Source organism: Bradyrhizobium sp., from assembly GCF_036009065.1.
In the GTDB taxonomy this organism is placed as follows: Bacteria; Pseudomonadota; Alphaproteobacteria; order Rhizobiales; family Xanthobacteraceae; genus Bradyrhizobium.
Genome location: NZ_DASYMN010000222.1, coordinates 1 through 15,409 on the forward strand (window position 1 = coordinate 1; position 15,409 = coordinate 15,409).

Genomic DNA, 15,409 nt, shown 5'->3' on the forward strand with positions numbered 1-15,409 from the left:
TCGCCGCGGCAGTCCGACGTGATGATCGTCGCGGGCACCCTGACCAACAAGATGGCGCCGGCGCTGCGCAAGGTCTACGACCAGATGCCGGAGCCGCGCTACGTCATCTCGATGGGCTCCTGCGCCAATGGCGGCGGCTACTACCACTACTCCTATTCGGTGGTGCGCGGCTGCGACCGCATCGTGCCAATCGACATCTATGTGCCGGGCTGCCCGCCGACCGCGGAAGCATTGCTGTATGGCGTGATGCTGCTGCAGAAGAAGATCCGCCGCACCGGCACGATCGAGCGCTGAGGTTTTGGGATGGACGACAGCAGGCTCGACGCCTTAGGTCAGACGGTTGTCAGCGCGCTTGACGGCGCGGCGCTGGAGCACGTCGTCGCGTTCGGGCAACTCACGGTCGCTGTTCGCGCTGAAAAGATCGTCGATGTCGTAAAATTCCTGCGCGACGATCCGGCCTTGCGCTTCAACAGCTTCATCGACGTCACCGCGGTGGATTATCCCGACCGGGAAAAGCGTTTTGACGTGGTCTATCATTTGCTATCGCCGACCCTGAACGAACGCATCCGGCTGCGCGCGGAGGCGTCCGAAACCACGCAGGTGCCGTCGATCATCGAGGTGTTTCCCGGCGCCGACTGGTTCGAGCGCGAGTGCTACGATCTCTATGGCGTGATCTTCACCGGCCATCCCGACATGCGGCGGCTGCTCACCGACTACGGTTTTGACGGCCATCCGCTGCGCAAGGATTTTCCGCTGACCGGCTTTGTCGAGGTGCGCTACGACGACCAGGAGAAGCGGGTGGTCTACGAGCCGGTCCGGCTCAACCAGGAATTCCGCAACTTCGATTTTCTCTCGCCGTGGGAAGGCGCGGATTATCCGATCCTGCCTGGCGATGAGAAGGCGGGGCCGAAAGTCTGACGATGACCGAGCACAATTTGCGCAATTTTACGATCAACTTCGGGCCACAACACCCCGCCGCGCACGGGGTGCTGCGGCTAGTGCTGGAGCTTGACGGAGAAGTCGTTGCGCGGGTCGATCCTCACATCGGGCTCCTGCATCGCGGCACCGAAAAGCTGATCGAGCACAAGACCTACCTGCAGGCGATCCCTTACTTCGACCGGCTCGACTATGTCGCGCCGATGAATCAGGAGCACGCGTTTTGCCTCGCCGCGGAAAAGCTGCTGGGCATCGAGGTGCCGCGCCGCGGGCAATTGATCCGCGTGCTGTATTGCGAGATCGGCCGCATCCTGTCGCATCTGCTCAACGTCACCACGCAGGCGATGGATGTCGGCGCGCTGACGCCGCCGCTATGGGGTTTCGAGGAACGCGAAAAGCTGATGGTGTTTTATGAGCGGGCGTCCGGCTCGCGCATGCACGCGGCGTATTTCCGCATCGGCGGCGTGCATCAGGATTTGCCGCCAAAGCTGATCGACGACATCGACGCCTGGTGCGATCCGTTCCTGCAGGTCGTGGCCGATCTTGAAACCCTGCTAACCGGCAACCGCATCTTCAAGCAGCGCAATGTCGATATCGGCGTGGTGACGCTCAAGCAGGCGTGGGAGTGGGGATTCTCCGGCGTGATGGTGCGCGGCTCCGGCGCCGCATGGGACCTGCGCAAGGCGCAGCCTTACGAATGCTACGCCGAGATGGATTTCGACATCCCGATCGGCAAGAACGGCGATTGCTACGACCGTTACTGCATCCGCATGGAAGAGATGCGCCAGTCCGTGCGCATCATGAAGCAGTGCATCGAAAAGCTGCGCGCTCCGGACGGGCAGGGGCCGGTCGCGGTCGAGGACAACAAGATATTTCCGCCGCGCCGCGCCGAGATGAAGCGCTCGATGGAAGCGCTGATCCACCACTTCAAGCTCTACACCGAAGGTTTCCACGTGCCGGCCGGCGAAGTCTACGCCGCGGTGGAGGCGCCCAAGGGCGAGTTCGGGGTCTACCTCGTCGCCGACGGCAGCAACAAGCCTTACAAGTGCAAGATCCGCGCGCCGGGGTTCGCGCATCTGCAGGCGATGGATTTCATCTGCAAGGGTCATCTGCTGGCCGACGTCTCGGCGATCCTCGGCTCGCTCGACATCGTGTTCGGAGAGGTCGACCGGTGATCGCGCCGCCGCCCATCCAGTTTGACCGCGCCTCCGGCGTTCTCGAGGGGGTCAATCCCTGGGAGCGCCTGGCCGCGCTGGCGCTGGCGGCCGGTTCGAAGATTTCGTCGCACTTCTCGCATCGCGGCTACAATGGCTGCGCCAATTTGTTGCGCAGGACGCTGCCCGAGCGCGACATTGCGATCAAACTCAATCGCGATGCGGTGTTCGAGTTTCCCTATGGTGACGGCTACTGGAGCAAGCTGCTCAATCGGTCGTTCAGTTATGAGGACGAGCTGGAATTGCTGTTCCGGGATTCCGCCGATGTCGATTACACGCTGCTCGATTGCGGCGCCAATTACGGCTACTGGTCGGTGCTGGTCTCCAGCGCGCTCTATGGCTCGAAAAAGGCGATCGCGATCGAACCGTCGTCGCAGAATTTTGCCAAGCTTGCCAACAACGCCAGCATCAATGGCGGCCGCTTCGAGGTCATGAAATGCGCCATTGGGGCCGCGCGCGGCACAGCACGGCTCTCCGGCTCCAAGCATGAAGCGTTCAGTATTGCCGGCGACGCCGGCACCGGCGGCGAGGACGTGCCGGTGATCGCGCTCGACAATCTGCTCGATGACGGCAAGATTTCTCGAGACGGAAAATACCTGATCAAGCTCGACGTCGAGGGCGTGGAAATCGAGGCTATCAAGGGCGGGACGCGGCTGCTGCAGAGCGATTCCGTTATTTTGTGCGAGGAGCATGGCAACGACCGCAACCATTCGGTGTCGCGCTACATCCTCGAACAGACGCCGCTGAAGCTGATCGTCTACGATCCGCGCAGCCACCGTTTTGAAACCGTGACCGAACTGTCGATTCTCGACCGCATCAAGGTGTCGACCCATGTCGGGTACAACGTGCTCGGCACCGCCAGCGCGTTCTGGGAAAACCGTGTTCACAGCCTGAATGCGAACGCCGCGCGCCGCGCTCATTAAAGAGACCGAAACGAATGTCCGTCCGCCGCCTGGCACCGAAGCAATTGCAGCCCGCGAACTTCACGTTTTCCGCGGAAAATCTCGCTTGGGCGAAGGCGCAGATCGAGAAATTTCCACCGGGACGGCAGGCCTCGGCGGTGATTCCGATTTTATGGCGCGTACAGGAGCAGCACGACGGCTGGGTTTCGGAAGCGGCGATCCGCGCCGTCGCCGATCTGCTCGAGATACCCTACATCCGCGCGCTGGAAATCGCCACGTTCTACACCATGTTCCAGCTGCAGCCGGTCGGCAAGAAAGCCCACATCCAGGTCTGCGGCACGACACCCTGCAGGCTGCGCGGCGCCGAAGACCTGATCGAGGTGTGCCGGCACCGCATCCATCACGATCCATTTCATCTGTCGAAGGACGGCGATTTCAGCTGGGAAGAAGTCGAATGCCTCGGCGCCTGCGTCAACGCGCCGATGGTGCTGATCTGGAGCGATACCTACGAGGACCTGAGCAAGGAAAGTTTCGGCAAGCTGCTGGACGGCTTTGCGTCGGGCAGTCCGCCGAAGCCGGGGCCGCAGAACGGCCGGCAATTTTCCGCGCCGATCGGCGGGCTGACCACGCTGAAGAACGGCGGCGGTACCAACATCTCGGCTGCGCCGAAGCAGCCGGTGCTTGCGGATGCCGAGTCCAAGAAGCCCGGTGAGGCCGCTAACTTCGATGAACGGCCGTCGCCGAAGCCGCCGGCCGATGACGCGACCCGCAAGGACCCGCCATGAAGCGTGACGGAAACATCACAAGGAGCGTTGCAGCGATGCCGAAGAACTGGCGTTATATCCTGCTGCATGCAGCCGCGGCCGCGTTGTTCATCTTCCTGCTGCAGCGCTTTGCGCTCAGCGCATCGCTTGAATCGGCGTTGTTGTGGGCGCTGACCTTTGGCGGCTGCGCTGCCGGGCTCGCTTACATGCAAACCCATCGCTGATCGGAAAGCTTCACGTCATGCTCGACGACAAGGACCGCATCTTCCGCAATCTCTACGGCCTCGAGGACTGGGGCCTGGAAGGCGCGCGCCGCCGCGGCGCCTGGGACGGCACCAAGGCGATCATCGACAAGGGCCGCGACTGGATCATCAACGAGATGAAGGCCTCGGGCCTGCGCGGGCGCGGCGGGGCGGGTTTTCCGACCGGGCTGAAATGGTCGTTCATGCCGAAGGAATCCACCGATGGCCGGCCGAGCTATCTGGTGGTCAATGCCGACGAATCCGAGCCCGGCACCTGCAAGGACCGCGAGATCATGCGGCACGATCCGCATCTTCTGGTCGAGGGCTGCCTGCTGGCGAGCTTCGCGATGGGCGCGCATGCCTGCTATATCTATGTGCGCGGCGAATTCATCAGGGAGCGCGAGCATCTGCAGGCCGCGGTCGATCAGGCCTATGAAGCTCGATTGGTCGGCAAGGACAATATCAACGGCTGGCCGTTCGACATTTACGTCACGCATGGCGCCGGCGCCTACATCTGCGGCGAAGAGACGGCGCTGTTGGAAAGCCTCGAAGGCAAGAAGGGCATGCCGCGGTTGAAGCCGCCGTTCCCCGCCAATGTCGGTCTCTATGGCTGCCCGACCACGGTCAACAATGTCGAATCCATTGCGGTGGCGCCGGATATTTTGCGGCGCGGCGCGGCGTGGTTCGCCGCGATCGGCCGGCCCAACAATGTCGGTACAAAACTGTTCTGCATCTCCGGCCATGTCGAGCGGCCCTGCAATGTCGAAGAGGCGATGGGCATTCCGTTCCGCGAACTGATCGAGCGCCATTGCGGCGGCATCCGCGGCGGCTGGGACAATCTCAAGGCGGTGATCCCCGGCGGCTCCTCGGTGCGCATGGTGCCGGCCGAGCAGATCATCGATACGCCGATGGATTTCGACAGCCTGGGAAAACTGCGCTCCGGCCTCGGCACCGCCGCTGTTATCGTGATGGACAAATCCACCGACCTGATCCGCGCGATCGCGCGCATCGCCTATTTCTACAAGCACGAGAGCTGCGGCCAGTGCACGCCGTGCCGCGAGGGCACGGGCTGGATGTGGCGGGTGCTGACCCGGATGGCCGAGGGCCGCGCCCACAAGCGCGAGATCGACATGCTGCTGGAGGTGACCAAACAGGTCGAGGGCCACACCATCTGCGCGCTCGGCGACGCCGCGGCCTGGCCGATCCAGGGCCTGATCGCGCATTTCCGTCACGAGATCGAGCAACGCATCGACCAGTATTCCCATAAGGCGGATGTCGACGACGCCGGCATTCTCGATCCCGCGCACATGGTCGCGGCGGAGTAGGGCCATGACAAAACTCATCATCGACGGCAAAGAGATCGAGGTGCCCGCCGAATTCACGCTGCTGCAGGCCTGCGAGGCTGCCGGTGCGGAAATTCCGCGGTTCTGCTACCACGAGCGGCTGTCGATCGCCGGCAATTGCCGGATGTGCCTGGTCGAGATCAAGGGAGGCCCAAAACCGGTCGCGAGCTGCGCCTGGGGCGTGCGCGATTGCCGTCCCGGCCCCAAGGGCGAGCCGCCGGAAATCTCGACCCGCTCGCCGATGGTGAAGAAGGCGCGCGAAGGCGTGATGGAGTTTCTGCTGATCAACCATCCGCTGGATTGTCCGATCTGCGACCAGGGTGGCGAATGCGACCTGCAGGACCAGGCGATGGGTTACGGCGTCGATTCCAGCCGTTTTGCCGAGAACAAGCGCGCCGTCGAGGACAAATATCTCGGCGTGCTGGTGAAAACCTCGATGAACCGCTGCATCCAGTGCACGCGTTGCGTCCGCTTTGCGTCCGAGGTCTGCGGCGTGCCGGAGATGGGCGCGACGGGCCGCGGCGAGGATATGGAAATCACCACCTATCTGGAAAGCGCGCTGACCTCGGAGCTGCAGGGCAATCTGGTCGATATCTGCCCGGTCGGTGCGCTGACCTCGAAGCCATACGCTTTCGCCGCGCGGCCGTGGGAGCTCGGCAAGACCCAGTCGATCGACGTGATGGATGCCGTGGGCTCGGCGATCCGCATCGACACCCGCGGCCGCGAAGTGATGCGCATTCTGCCGCGCGTCAACGAAGCCGTGAACGAGGAATGGATTTCGGACAAGACGCGGCATGTCGTGGACGGCCTGCGCACGCAAAGGCTTGACCGGCCCTACATCCGGCAGAATGGTCAGTTGCGCGCGGCATCATGGGCGGAAGCATTTGCTGCGATTGCTGCGAAGGTTGGCCGGATCGACGGGAAGCGGATTGGCGCCATCGCCGGCGATCTCGCCGCGGTGGAGGAGATGTTCGCGCTGAAGGACCTGCTGGCGAAATTCGGTTCGGTCAATCTGGCTGTCCAGGGCGGGGACGCGTTCGGTCCCAGGGCGGGCCGCGCTTCCTATATCTTCAATCCAACCATTGTCGGCATCGAACAGGCCGACGCGCTGCTGATCGTGGGATCGAACCCGCGCCGGGAAGCCGCCGTCCTCAATGCGCGGATCCGCAAGCGCTGGCGCACGGGGCAACTCAAGATCGGCGTGATCGGCGACAAGGCCGATTTGACCTATACGTACGACTATCTCGGCGCCGGCGCCGACTCCTTAAGCGATCTTGCGGCGGGCAAGCATTCCTTTGCGGAGGTGTTGAAGGGCGCGAAGCACCCGATCGTGCTGGTCGCGGCAGGGGCTGCGGCCCGGCATGACGGCGCCGCGGTGCTGGCGCTGGTGGCGAAGCTCGCGCTTCAGCTCGGCATCAAGGACGGCTGGAACGGATTTGGCGTGCTGCACAATGCTGCTTCGACCGTCGGCGCACTCGATATCGGCTTCGCGCCGGGCGAGGGCGGCTTGAGCGCCGCGCAGATGACGACTGCCGAAACGCTCGACGTGCTGTTCTCGCTTGGCGCCGATGAAATCAAGATGCCCGACGGCGCCTTCGTGGTCTACATCGGCACCCACGGCGACCACGGCGCGCACCGCGCCGACGTGATCCTGCCAGGTGCGGCCTACACCGAAAAGTCCGGCATCTATGTCAACACCGAGGGCCGGGTGCAGATGGCCAACCGCGCCGCGTTCCCGCCCGGCGACGCGCGCGAGGACTGGGCGATCATCCGCGCGCTGTCGGATGTGCTCGGCAAGAAGCTTCCCTATGATTCCTTGAGCGCGTTGCGGCAGGCGATCTTCAAGGCGGTGCCGCATTTGATGCGTATCGACCAGATCGAGGCCGGCCACGCCGATGCGATCAAGACGCTTGCGGGGAGGGGCGGCAGCATCGACAAGACGCCGTTCAAATCGCCGGTCGAGGATTTTTACCTGACCAATCCGATCGCGCGCGCGTCAGCGGTGATGGCGGAATGTTCCCGGCTTGCATCGGGCCAAATGCTGACGGCGGCGGAGTGAGCGTGAACTGATGACCGAATTCTTGGCAAGCACGTTCTGGACCGGCTTTCTCTGGCCGCTGATCGTCATGGTCGCGCAGAGCCTGCTGCTGCTGGTCGTGCTGCTGATCGCGATCGCCTACATCCTGCTGGCCGACCGCAAGATCTGGGCGGCGGTGCAGATCCGCCGCGGCCCCAACGTCGTCGGTCCATGGGGCCTGCTGCAATCCTTTGCCGACCTGTTGAAATTCGTGCTGAAGGAACCGATCATTCCCTCCGGCGCCAACAAGGGCGTGTTCCTGCTGGCGCCGCTGGTCAGTTGCGTGCTGGCGCTCGCCGCTTGGGCCGTGATCCCGATGGATCTCGGCTGGGTGATAGCAGACATCAATGTCGGCATACTCTACATCTTTGCGATCTCGTCGCTGTCGATCTACGGCATCATCATGGCCGGCTGGTCGTCGAATTCGAAATACCCGTTCCTGGCCGCGCTGCGCTCTGCGGCGCAGATGGTGAGTTACGAAGTCTCGATCGGCTTTGTCATCATCACCGTCTTGTTGTGCGCCGGATCGCTGAATCTTACGGCCGTGGTCGAAGCGCAGAACACCAGATGGGGATTGCTGGGCTGGTACTGGCTGCCGCTGTTTCCGATGTTCGTGATCTTCTACGTCTCGGCGCTGGCCGAAACCAACCGCCCGCCGTTCGATCTCGTTGAAGCCGAATCCGAACTGGTCGCGGGCTTCATGGTCGAATACGGCTCGACGCCGTATCTGCTGTTCATGCTCGGCGAATACGTCGCCATCACCACCATGTGCGCGCTGGCCACGATCATGTTCCTCGGCGGCTGGTTGCCGCCGATTCCCTACGCGCCGTTCACCTGGGTGCCCGGGATCATCTGGTTCGTGCTCAAGGTATTTTTCATGTTCTTCCTGTTTGCGATGGCGAAGGCGATCGTGCCGCGCTACCGCTACGACCAGCTCATGCGGCTGGGCTGGAAGGTTTTTCTGCCGCTGTCGCTGGCGGCGGTGGTTGTCGTCGCCACCGTGCTGCAGTTTGCGGGGCTCGCGCCGAAATGAGGTCGTCATGAGTGTCAATGTCAACGCAGCGGCCCGTGCGCTGCTGCTGTCGGAATTCGTCTCGGCGTTCTTCCTCGCCATGCGCTATTTCTTCAAGCCGAAACCGACGCTGAACTATCCGTTCGAGAAGGGGCCGATCTCGCCGCGCTTCCGCGGCGAACACGCGCTGCGCCGCTATCCCAACGGCGAGGAACGCTGCATCGCCTGCAAGCTGTGCGAGGCGATCTGTCCGGCGCAGGCGATCACCATCGAAGCGGGCCCGCGCCGCAACGACGGCACCCGCCGCACCGTGCGCTACGACATCGACATGGTGAAGTGCATCTATTGCGGGTTGTGCCAGGAGGCCTGTCCGGTCGACGCCATCGTCGAGGGACCGAATTTCGAATTCGCGACCGAGACCCGCGAGGAACTCTATTATGACAAGGCGAAACTGCTAGCCAATGGCGACCGCTGGGAGCGCGAGATTGCGAAATCGATCGAACTCGACGCGCAATACCGATGATGGATATGGGAAAGAATAAGCACAACGGATCTCACCCTGAGGAGCGCCCGGAGGGCGCGTCTCGAAGGGTGCGCCACATCCATCCTTCGAGACGCCGCCCGAGAGCGCGGCTCCTCAGGATGAGGGTGGAGTGTGCGGAGAGGACGGTCGCATGATCCTTCCCGCGCTGTTCTTCTATCTGTTCGCCGGCGTCTGCGTGGCGTCCGCGGTGATGGTGATTGTGTCGCGCAATCCCGTGCACTCGGTGCTCTACCTGATCCTCGCCTTCGTCAATGCGTCGGGGCTGTTCATGCTGCTGGGCGCGGAATTTTTGGCGATGATCCTGGTCGTGGTTTACGTCGGCGCGGTCGCGGTGCTGTTCCTGTTCGTAATCATGATGCTGGACGTCGATTTTACGGAATTGCGCGAAGGTTTCCTTGAGTATCTTCCGGTCGGGCTGCTGATCGGCGCGGTGTTTCTCGCAGAATTGCTGCTGGTCGCCGGTGGCTGGATCATCAATCCCAGCATTACCAAAGCCATCACCTCGCCGATCCCCGGCGAGATCAGCAACACCGCGGCCCTCGGGCTCGTGCTGTACACCAAATACATCCATTACTTCCAGCTTGCAGGCATGGTGCTGCTGGTGGCGATGATCGGCGCCATCGTGCTGACGCTGCGCCACAAGGCCAGCGTCAAGCGGCAGGACATCAATGTGCAGAACGCGCGGACGCCGGAACTGGCCATGAGCGTGCGCAAGGTAGCCTCGGGGCAGGGCCTGCAGGACGCCGATGCGCCGGAGTGGGTGCAATGACCATCGGGCTCGGACATTACCTCGCGGTCGGCGCGATCCTGTTCACGCTCGGGATCCTCGGCATCTTCCTCAACCGCAAGAACATCATCGTCATCCTGATGTCGATCGAGCTGATCCTGCTCGCGGTCAACATTAACCTGGTGGCGTTCTCGTCGTTCCTCGGCGACATCGTCGGCCAGGTGTTCGCGCTGCTGGTGCTGACGGTGGCCGCCGCGGAAGCAGCGATCGGTCTGGCGGTGCTGGTGGTGTACTACCGCAACCGCGGTTCGATCGCGGTTGAAGACGTCAATCTGATGAAGGGCTAGATGCATGATCCGGAAAAGTGCAACCCGGTTTTCCGATAGGATCATGCGCTAAAAGGACTTTGGATGTATCAGGCAATTGTCTTTCTGCCGCTGATAGGCGCGATTCTCGCGGGCCTGATCTCTATTTTTGGCGCGCATGCGCGCAGTCCGAGCGGCGACATGGTCGAGCATCATGGTGATGCGCATGGCCATGGCGCTCCCTCGGTTACCGAGGATGCCGGCGTCATTCATGCGTCGAGTCATGAGCCCGGTGCATATGACGGCCACGATGACCATCGCCCCGTCGAGCCACCGGCAGCCGGATCACGCGCGGCCGAGCTTATCACCACTGGACTGTTGTTCGTCTCGGCGGGGCTGTCGTGGATGGCATTGGTCGATGTCGGTTTCATGCATCACGACGCGCGCATTGCGCTGTTCCCATGGATCAACTCGGGCGACCTGCAGGTCGCTTGGGCGCTGCGGATCGATACGCTGACCGCCGTGATGCTGGTGGTGGTCAACACTATCTCATCGCTCGTGCATCTCTATTCGATCGGCTACATGGACGAGGATCCGTACCGGCCGCGGTTCTTCGCCTACCTGTCGCTGTTCACCTTTGCGATGCTGATGCTGGTGACCGCGGACAATCTGGTGCAGATGTTCTTCGGCTGGGAAGGCGTTGGGCTGGCGAGCTATCTGCTGATCGGGTTCTGGTATCACAAGCCGTCGGCCAATGCCGCGGCGATCAAGGCCTTCATAGTCAATCGGGTCGGCGATTTCGGGTTTGCGCTCGGCATTTTCGCGATCTTCATGCTGATCGGCTCGACCGACTTCGAGACCATCTTCGCCGGCGCGCCGGCGCTCACCGGCAAGACCATCGATTTTTTCGGCTGGCACGCCGACGCCCTGACGCTGACCTGCCTGTTGCTGTTCATGGGCGCGATGGGCAAGTCCGCCCAGTTCCTGCTGCACACCTGGCTGCCGGACGCGATGGAAGGCCCGACCCCGGTGTCGGCGCTGATTCACGCCGCGACCATGGTGACCGCCGGGGTGTTCATGGTGGCGCGGCTGTCGCCGTTGTTCGAGCTGGCGCCGAATGCGCAGGCCGTGGTGATGTTCTTCGGCGCCACCACGGCGTTCTTCGCCGCCACCATCGGCCTGGTGCAAAACGACATCAAGCGCATCGTCGCGTATTCGACGTGTTCGCAGCTCGGCTACATGTTCGTGGCGATGGGGGCAGGGGCCTATTCGGTCGGCATGTTCCATCTGTTCACCCACGCCTTCTTCAAGGCGCTGCTGTTCCTGGGCTCAGGCTCGGTGATCTACGCGATGCATCACGAGCAGGACATCCGCAACATGGGCGGGCTGAAGGACAAGATCCCCTACACCTATGTGGTGATGGTGATCGGCACGCTGGCGTTGACCGGCTTCCCGCTCACCGCCGGCTATTTCTCCAAGGATGCGATCATCGAATCCGCTTTTGTCTCGCACAATCCGTTCGCGTTCTACGGCTTCCTGATGACGGTGATCGCCGCCGGCCTGACCTCGTTCTATTCATGGCGGCTGATCTTCAAGACCTTCCACGGCGAGCCGCACGATCAGGAGCATTACGACGCCGCGCATGAAGCCCCGATATGGATGCTGATCCCGATCGGTATTCTCGCGGCCGGATCGATCCTTGCCGGCTTTCCGTTCAAGGAATTGTTCGCCGGTCACGGCGTGGAGGAATTCTTCCGCGAGTCGGTGAAGATGCATCCCGGCATCATCGATGAGATGCACCACATCCCCCAAAGCATCGCCTTCCTGCCGACGCTGATGATGGCGCTGGGATTTATGGTGTCCTACCTGTTCTACATCCGCCGGCCCTATCTGCCGGTCGAACTCGCCAACCAGCACCAGATGCTCTATCGGTTCCTGCTCAACAAGTGGTACTTTGACGAGCTGTACGACTTGATCTTCGTGCGTCCTGCGAAATGGCTCGGGCGCTTTTTATGGAAGAAGGGTGACGGCTTCGTCATCGACGGTTTTGGGCCCGACGGCGTCTCGGCGGGGGTGCTCGACGTCACCCGCAACGTCGTAAAATTGCAGACCGGATACCTCTATCATTACGCCTTTGCGATGCTGATCGGCGTCGCCGGTCTGATCACCTGGTTCATGTTCGGGTTGGGAGGCCAGTGATGACGACCTGGCCGATTCTCTCCGTCGTCACCTTCCTGCCGACCGTCGGCGCGCTGCTGGTCTACCTGCTGGCGCGCGGCAATGACGAGGCGGCAAACCGCAACGCGCGCTGGATCGCGCTCTGGACCACGCTCATCGCCTTCGCGGTGTCGCTGATTCTGGTGATGCGTTTCGATCCGGCGCAGCCGGATTTCCAGTTCGTCGAGAAGGCGCCCTGGCTCGCCAACGCCATCACCTATCACATGGGCGTCGATGGCATCTCGCTGCCGTTCGTGATCCTGACCACCGCGCTGATGCCGCTCTGCATCGTCGCCAGCTGGAAATCGATCCAGGTGCGGGTGCGCGAATACATGATGGCGTTCCTTATTCTGGAAACGCTGATGGTCGGCACCTTCTCCGCGCTCGATCTCGTGCTGTTCTATCTGTTCTTCGAGGGCGGCCTGATCCCGATGTTCCTGATCATCGGCGTCTGGGGCGGACCGCGCCGGGTCTATGCCAGCTTCAAATTTTTCCTTTACACGCTGCTCGGCTCGGTACTGATGCTGCTGGCGATCATGGCGCTGTACTGGAACGCCGGCACCACGGACATTCCGACGCTGATGCATACTGCCGTGCCGCGCTCGTTGCAGACCTGGGCTTGGCTGGCGTTCTTTGCGTCGTTCGCGGTGAAGATGCCGATGTGGCCGGTGCACACCTGGCTGCCCGACGCGCATGTCGAGGCGCCGACCGCGGGATCGGTGATCCTGGCCGCCATCCTGCTGAAGATGGGCGGCTACGGCTTCCTGCGATTCTCGCTGCCGATGTTCCCTCTTGCCAGCCATGATTTCGCGCCGCTGATCTTCACGCTCTCGACCATCGCCATCGTCTACACTTCGCTGGTGGCCTTGATGCAGGAAGACATCAAGAAGCTGATCGCCTACTCGTCGGTGGCCCATATGGGCTTCGTCACCATGGGGATTTTCGCCGGCACCACCCAGGGGGTCGCCGGCGGCGTGTTCCAGATGGTATCGCACGGCATCGTGTCGGGCGCGCTGTTTCTCTGTGTCGGCATCGTCTACGACCGCCTGCATACCCGCGAGATCACGGCCTATGGCGGCCTGGTCAACCGCATGCCGCTGTACGCGCTGGTGTTCATGGTGTTCACCATGGCCAATGTCGGCTTGCCCGGCACGTCGGGCTTTGTCGGCGAATTCATGACCCTGATCGGCACCTTCAAGGTCAGCATTCCCACCGCCACGGTTGCGACCTTGGGCGTGATCCTGTCAGCTGCTTACGCCTTGTGGCTCTATCGGAAGGTCGTGTTCGGCGCGCTGACAAAACCGTCGCTGGCGAGCATCAAGGATCTGACGTTCCGCGAAAGCCTGACGCTGGTGCCGCTGGTGGCGCTCACCATCCTGTTCGGCGTCTACCCAAAACCGGTGCTCGACATGTCGGCGGCATCGGTGCAACTCCTCGTCAACAATTACGCCGCTGCGACCTCTGCCGTGAAGGCGGCGGCGCTGCAATGATGATGTCGCGACACACGTATCCTCATGGTGAGGAGGCCGGCGCAGCCGGCCGTCTCGAACCATGGGCCGCGATTGCCGGGCGTCCATCCTTCGAGACGCCGCGCTACGCGCGGCTCCTCAGGATGAGGTATCGTATGAACAGGACTCATCCCAATGAGCTTTGAGACCGCCGGATACCAGTTGCTGCCCGTGCTGCCGGAGCTTGTGCTGGCCGTGGGCAGCATGGTGCTGCTGATGCTCGGCGCCTATCGCGGCGCGCAGACCACCACCAGCCTCGTCACCGGGCTTGCAATCGGCCTGCTGGTGGTGACCGGCGTGCTGGAATTCATGCTGCCTGCCGGCAAGCTGATCACCTTCGGCGGCAGCTTCATTGTCGACGATTTCGGAAAATTCCTGAAAATCCTGGCGCTGATCGGTTCGGTCGCGACGCTGGTCCTGTCGGCCGAGTTTTTGGCCGACCAGTCGCGCCGCCTCTTTGAATATTCCATCCTGGTGCTGCTCTCGACGCTGGGCATGATGGTGCTGATCTCGGCCGGCGACCTGATCATGCTCTATCTCGGGCTGGAGCTGATGAGTCTGGCGCTCTACGTGGTCGCCGCCAGCAACCGCGACAACGCGAAATCCACCGAGGCCGGCCTGAAGTATTTTGTGCTCGGCGCGCTGTCGTCCGGCATGCTGCTGTACGGCGCCTCGCTGATTTACGGCTTTACCGGCACGGTGAGCTTCGCCGGCATTGCGGCGGCTGCGAAGACCGGCAGCATCGGCATCGTGTTCGGGCTGGTGTTCCTGCTCGCCGGCCTCTGCTTCAAGGTTTCGGCGGTGCCGTTCCATATGTGGACCCCGGACGTCTATGAGGGCGCGCCGACGCCGGTGACCGCGTTCTTCGCCTCGGCGCCGAAGGTGGCGGCCCTCGCGGTATTTACCCGCGTGGCGCTGACGGCATTTCCCGGGATCACCTTGCAGTGGCAGCAGATCGTAGTGTTCGTCGCCATCGCCTCGATGGTGCTGGGCTCGTTCGCCGCGATCGGCCAGAGCAACATCAAGCGCCTGATGGCCTATTCATCGATCGGCCATATGGGCTTTGCGCTGGTGGGACTGGCCGCCGGGACGCCCGAGGGCGCGCAGGGCGTGCTGGTATATATCGCGATCTATGTGGCGATGACGCTCGGCTCCTTCGCCGTCATCCTCACCATGAAACGCAATGGCCAGCACGTCGAGAACATCAGCGACTTTTCAGGCCTGTCGCGCACCAATCCGCTGCTGGCGTTCTTCTTCGCCATGCTGCTGTTCTCGCTGGCGGGAATTCCGCCGCTGGCGGGTTTCTTCGCGAAATTCTATGTGTTCGTGGCCGCCATCAAGGCCGGCCTGTTCACGCTTGCGGTGGTCGGCGTTCTCGCCAGCGTGGTCGGCGCGTATTATTATCTCACCATCATCAAGGTGATGTATTTCGACGAGCCGCTGACAAAGCTCGATCCGATGCGCTTCGAGCTGCGCACGGTGCTGGCGGTCGCGGGCCTCTTCAACATCCTGTTCTTCGTCTATCCGGGGCCGCTGGTCAGCGCCGCCACGGTCGCGGCGAAGTCGCTGTTTTGATGGCATTTTCGCTCGGTTCGCGCGCGGTGTCGGCGGGTTATAG

At 62.4% G+C, this 15,409-nt stretch carries 15 protein-coding genes; all 15 read left to right on the forward strand.

The window, feature by feature from the left end; translation table 11 throughout:
- Positions 1-294, forward strand: a 294-nt coding sequence (gene nuoB, locus VGP39_RS13485) for an NADH-quinone oxidoreductase subunit NuoB (RefSeq protein WP_327568602.1), incomplete at its 5' end; no start/stop codon positions are given.
- A gap of 9 nt (positions 295-303) precedes the next feature.
- Positions 304-918: an NADH-quinone oxidoreductase subunit C gene (locus VGP39_RS13490; RefSeq protein WP_327568603.1), complete on the forward strand. Its 615-nt coding sequence runs from the start codon at positions 304-306 to the stop codon at positions 916-918.
- Between the two features lie 2 nt (positions 919-920).
- Positions 921-2,111, forward strand: coding sequence for an NADH-quinone oxidoreductase subunit D (locus VGP39_RS13495; protein WP_327568604.1), 1,191 nt, complete (start codon positions 921-923; stop codon positions 2,109-2,111).
- A complete protein-coding gene (locus VGP39_RS13500) occupies positions 2,111-3,073 on the forward strand; it encodes an FkbM family methyltransferase (RefSeq protein WP_327568616.1) in 963 nt (320 codons plus the stop codon). Before VGP39_RS13495 ends, VGP39_RS13500 begins: the two co-directional genes overlap by 1 nt.
- A 14-nt stretch (positions 3,074-3,087) precedes the next feature.
- Positions 3,088-3,837: an NADH-quinone oxidoreductase subunit NuoE gene (nuoE, locus tag VGP39_RS13505; protein WP_327568605.1), complete on the forward strand. Its 750-nt coding sequence runs from the start codon at positions 3,088-3,090 to the stop codon at positions 3,835-3,837.
- On the forward strand, positions 3,834-4,040 hold the full coding sequence (locus VGP39_RS13510; RefSeq protein ID WP_327568606.1) for a hypothetical protein: 207 nt from the start codon (positions 3,834-3,836) through the stop codon (positions 4,038-4,040). Before nuoE ends, VGP39_RS13510 begins: the two co-directional genes overlap by 4 nt.
- A gap of 17 nt (positions 4,041-4,057) precedes the next feature.
- Positions 4,058-5,383 (forward strand): NADH-quinone oxidoreductase subunit NuoF, encoded by a 1,326-nt coding sequence (gene nuoF / locus VGP39_RS13515; protein ID WP_327568607.1) that lies wholly within the window; start codon positions 4,058-4,060, stop codon positions 5,381-5,383.
- Positions 5,384-5,387: 4 nt separating this feature from the next.
- Positions 5,388-7,460 (forward strand): NADH-quinone oxidoreductase subunit NuoG, encoded by a 2,073-nt coding sequence (nuoG, locus tag VGP39_RS13520; protein WP_327568608.1) that lies wholly within the window; start codon positions 5,388-5,390, stop codon positions 7,458-7,460.
- A 10-nt stretch (positions 7,461-7,470) separates the two neighbouring features.
- Complete coding sequence (gene nuoH, locus VGP39_RS13525; protein WP_327568609.1) at positions 7,471-8,511, forward strand: NADH-quinone oxidoreductase subunit NuoH; 1,041 nt, start codon at positions 7,471-7,473, stop codon at positions 8,509-8,511.
- A 7-nt stretch (positions 8,512-8,518) separates the two neighbouring features.
- On the forward strand, positions 8,519-9,013 hold the full coding sequence (gene nuoI, locus VGP39_RS13530) for an NADH-quinone oxidoreductase subunit NuoI (RefSeq protein ID WP_327568610.1): 495 nt from the start codon (positions 8,519-8,521) through the stop codon (positions 9,011-9,013).
- Between the two features lie 151 nt (positions 9,014-9,164).
- Positions 9,165-9,803: an NADH-quinone oxidoreductase subunit J gene (locus VGP39_RS13535; RefSeq protein WP_327568611.1), complete on the forward strand. Its 639-nt coding sequence runs from the start codon at positions 9,165-9,167 to the stop codon at positions 9,801-9,803.
- Entirely contained in the window at positions 9,800-10,108 is a 309-nt protein-coding gene (gene nuoK / locus VGP39_RS13540) for an NADH-quinone oxidoreductase subunit NuoK (RefSeq protein WP_327568612.1), read from the forward strand. Before VGP39_RS13535 ends, nuoK begins: the two co-directional genes overlap by 4 nt.
- Positions 10,109-10,171: 63 nt before the next feature.
- Positions 10,172-12,265, forward strand: a complete 2,094-nt coding sequence (nuoL, locus tag VGP39_RS13545) for an NADH-quinone oxidoreductase subunit L (protein WP_327568613.1) — start codon at positions 10,172-10,174, stop codon at positions 12,263-12,265.
- Entirely contained in the window at positions 12,265-13,773 is a 1,509-nt protein-coding gene (locus tag VGP39_RS13550) for an NADH-quinone oxidoreductase subunit M (protein ID WP_327568614.1), read from the forward strand. The genes nuoL and VGP39_RS13550 overlap by 1 nt, the downstream gene beginning before the upstream one ends.
- Before the next feature lie 153 nt (positions 13,774-13,926).
- Entirely contained in the window at positions 13,927-15,366 is a 1,440-nt protein-coding gene (nuoN, locus tag VGP39_RS13555) for an NADH-quinone oxidoreductase subunit NuoN (RefSeq protein WP_327568615.1), read from the forward strand.
- Positions 15,367-15,409: the final 43 nt, after the last annotated feature.

Coding starts and splice junctions, on each gene's coding strand:
- VGP39_RS13490 (WP_327568603.1), top strand. CDS start 304: ATGGACGACAGCAGGCTCGACGCCTTAGGTCAGACGGTTGTCAGCGCG.
- VGP39_RS13495 (WP_327568604.1), top strand. CDS start 921: ATGACCGAGCACAATTTGCGCAATTTTACGATCAACTTCGGGCCACAA.
- nuoE (WP_327568605.1), top strand. CDS start 3,088: ATGTCCGTCCGCCGCCTGGCACCGAAGCAATTGCAGCCCGCGAACTTC.
- VGP39_RS13510 (WP_327568606.1), top strand. CDS start 3,834: ATGAAGCGTGACGGAAACATCACAAGGAGCGTTGCAGCGATGCCGAAG.
- nuoF (WP_327568607.1), top strand. CDS start 4,058: ATGCTCGACGACAAGGACCGCATCTTCCGCAATCTCTACGGCCTCGAG.
- nuoG (WP_327568608.1), top strand. CDS start 5,388: ATGACAAAACTCATCATCGACGGCAAAGAGATCGAGGTGCCCGCCGAA.
- nuoH (WP_327568609.1), top strand. CDS start 7,471: ATGACCGAATTCTTGGCAAGCACGTTCTGGACCGGCTTTCTCTGGCCG.
- nuoI (WP_327568610.1), top strand. CDS start 8,519: ATGAGTGTCAATGTCAACGCAGCGGCCCGTGCGCTGCTGCTGTCGGAA.
- VGP39_RS13535 (WP_327568611.1), top strand. CDS start 9,165: ATGATCCTTCCCGCGCTGTTCTTCTATCTGTTCGCCGGCGTCTGCGTG.
- nuoK (WP_327568612.1), top strand. CDS start 9,800: ATGACCATCGGGCTCGGACATTACCTCGCGGTCGGCGCGATCCTGTTC.
- nuoL (WP_327568613.1), top strand. CDS start 10,172: ATGTATCAGGCAATTGTCTTTCTGCCGCTGATAGGCGCGATTCTCGCG.
- VGP39_RS13550 (WP_327568614.1), top strand. CDS start 12,265: ATGACGACCTGGCCGATTCTCTCCGTCGTCACCTTCCTGCCGACCGTC.
- nuoN (WP_327568615.1), top strand. CDS start 13,927: ATGAGCTTTGAGACCGCCGGATACCAGTTGCTGCCCGTGCTGCCGGAG.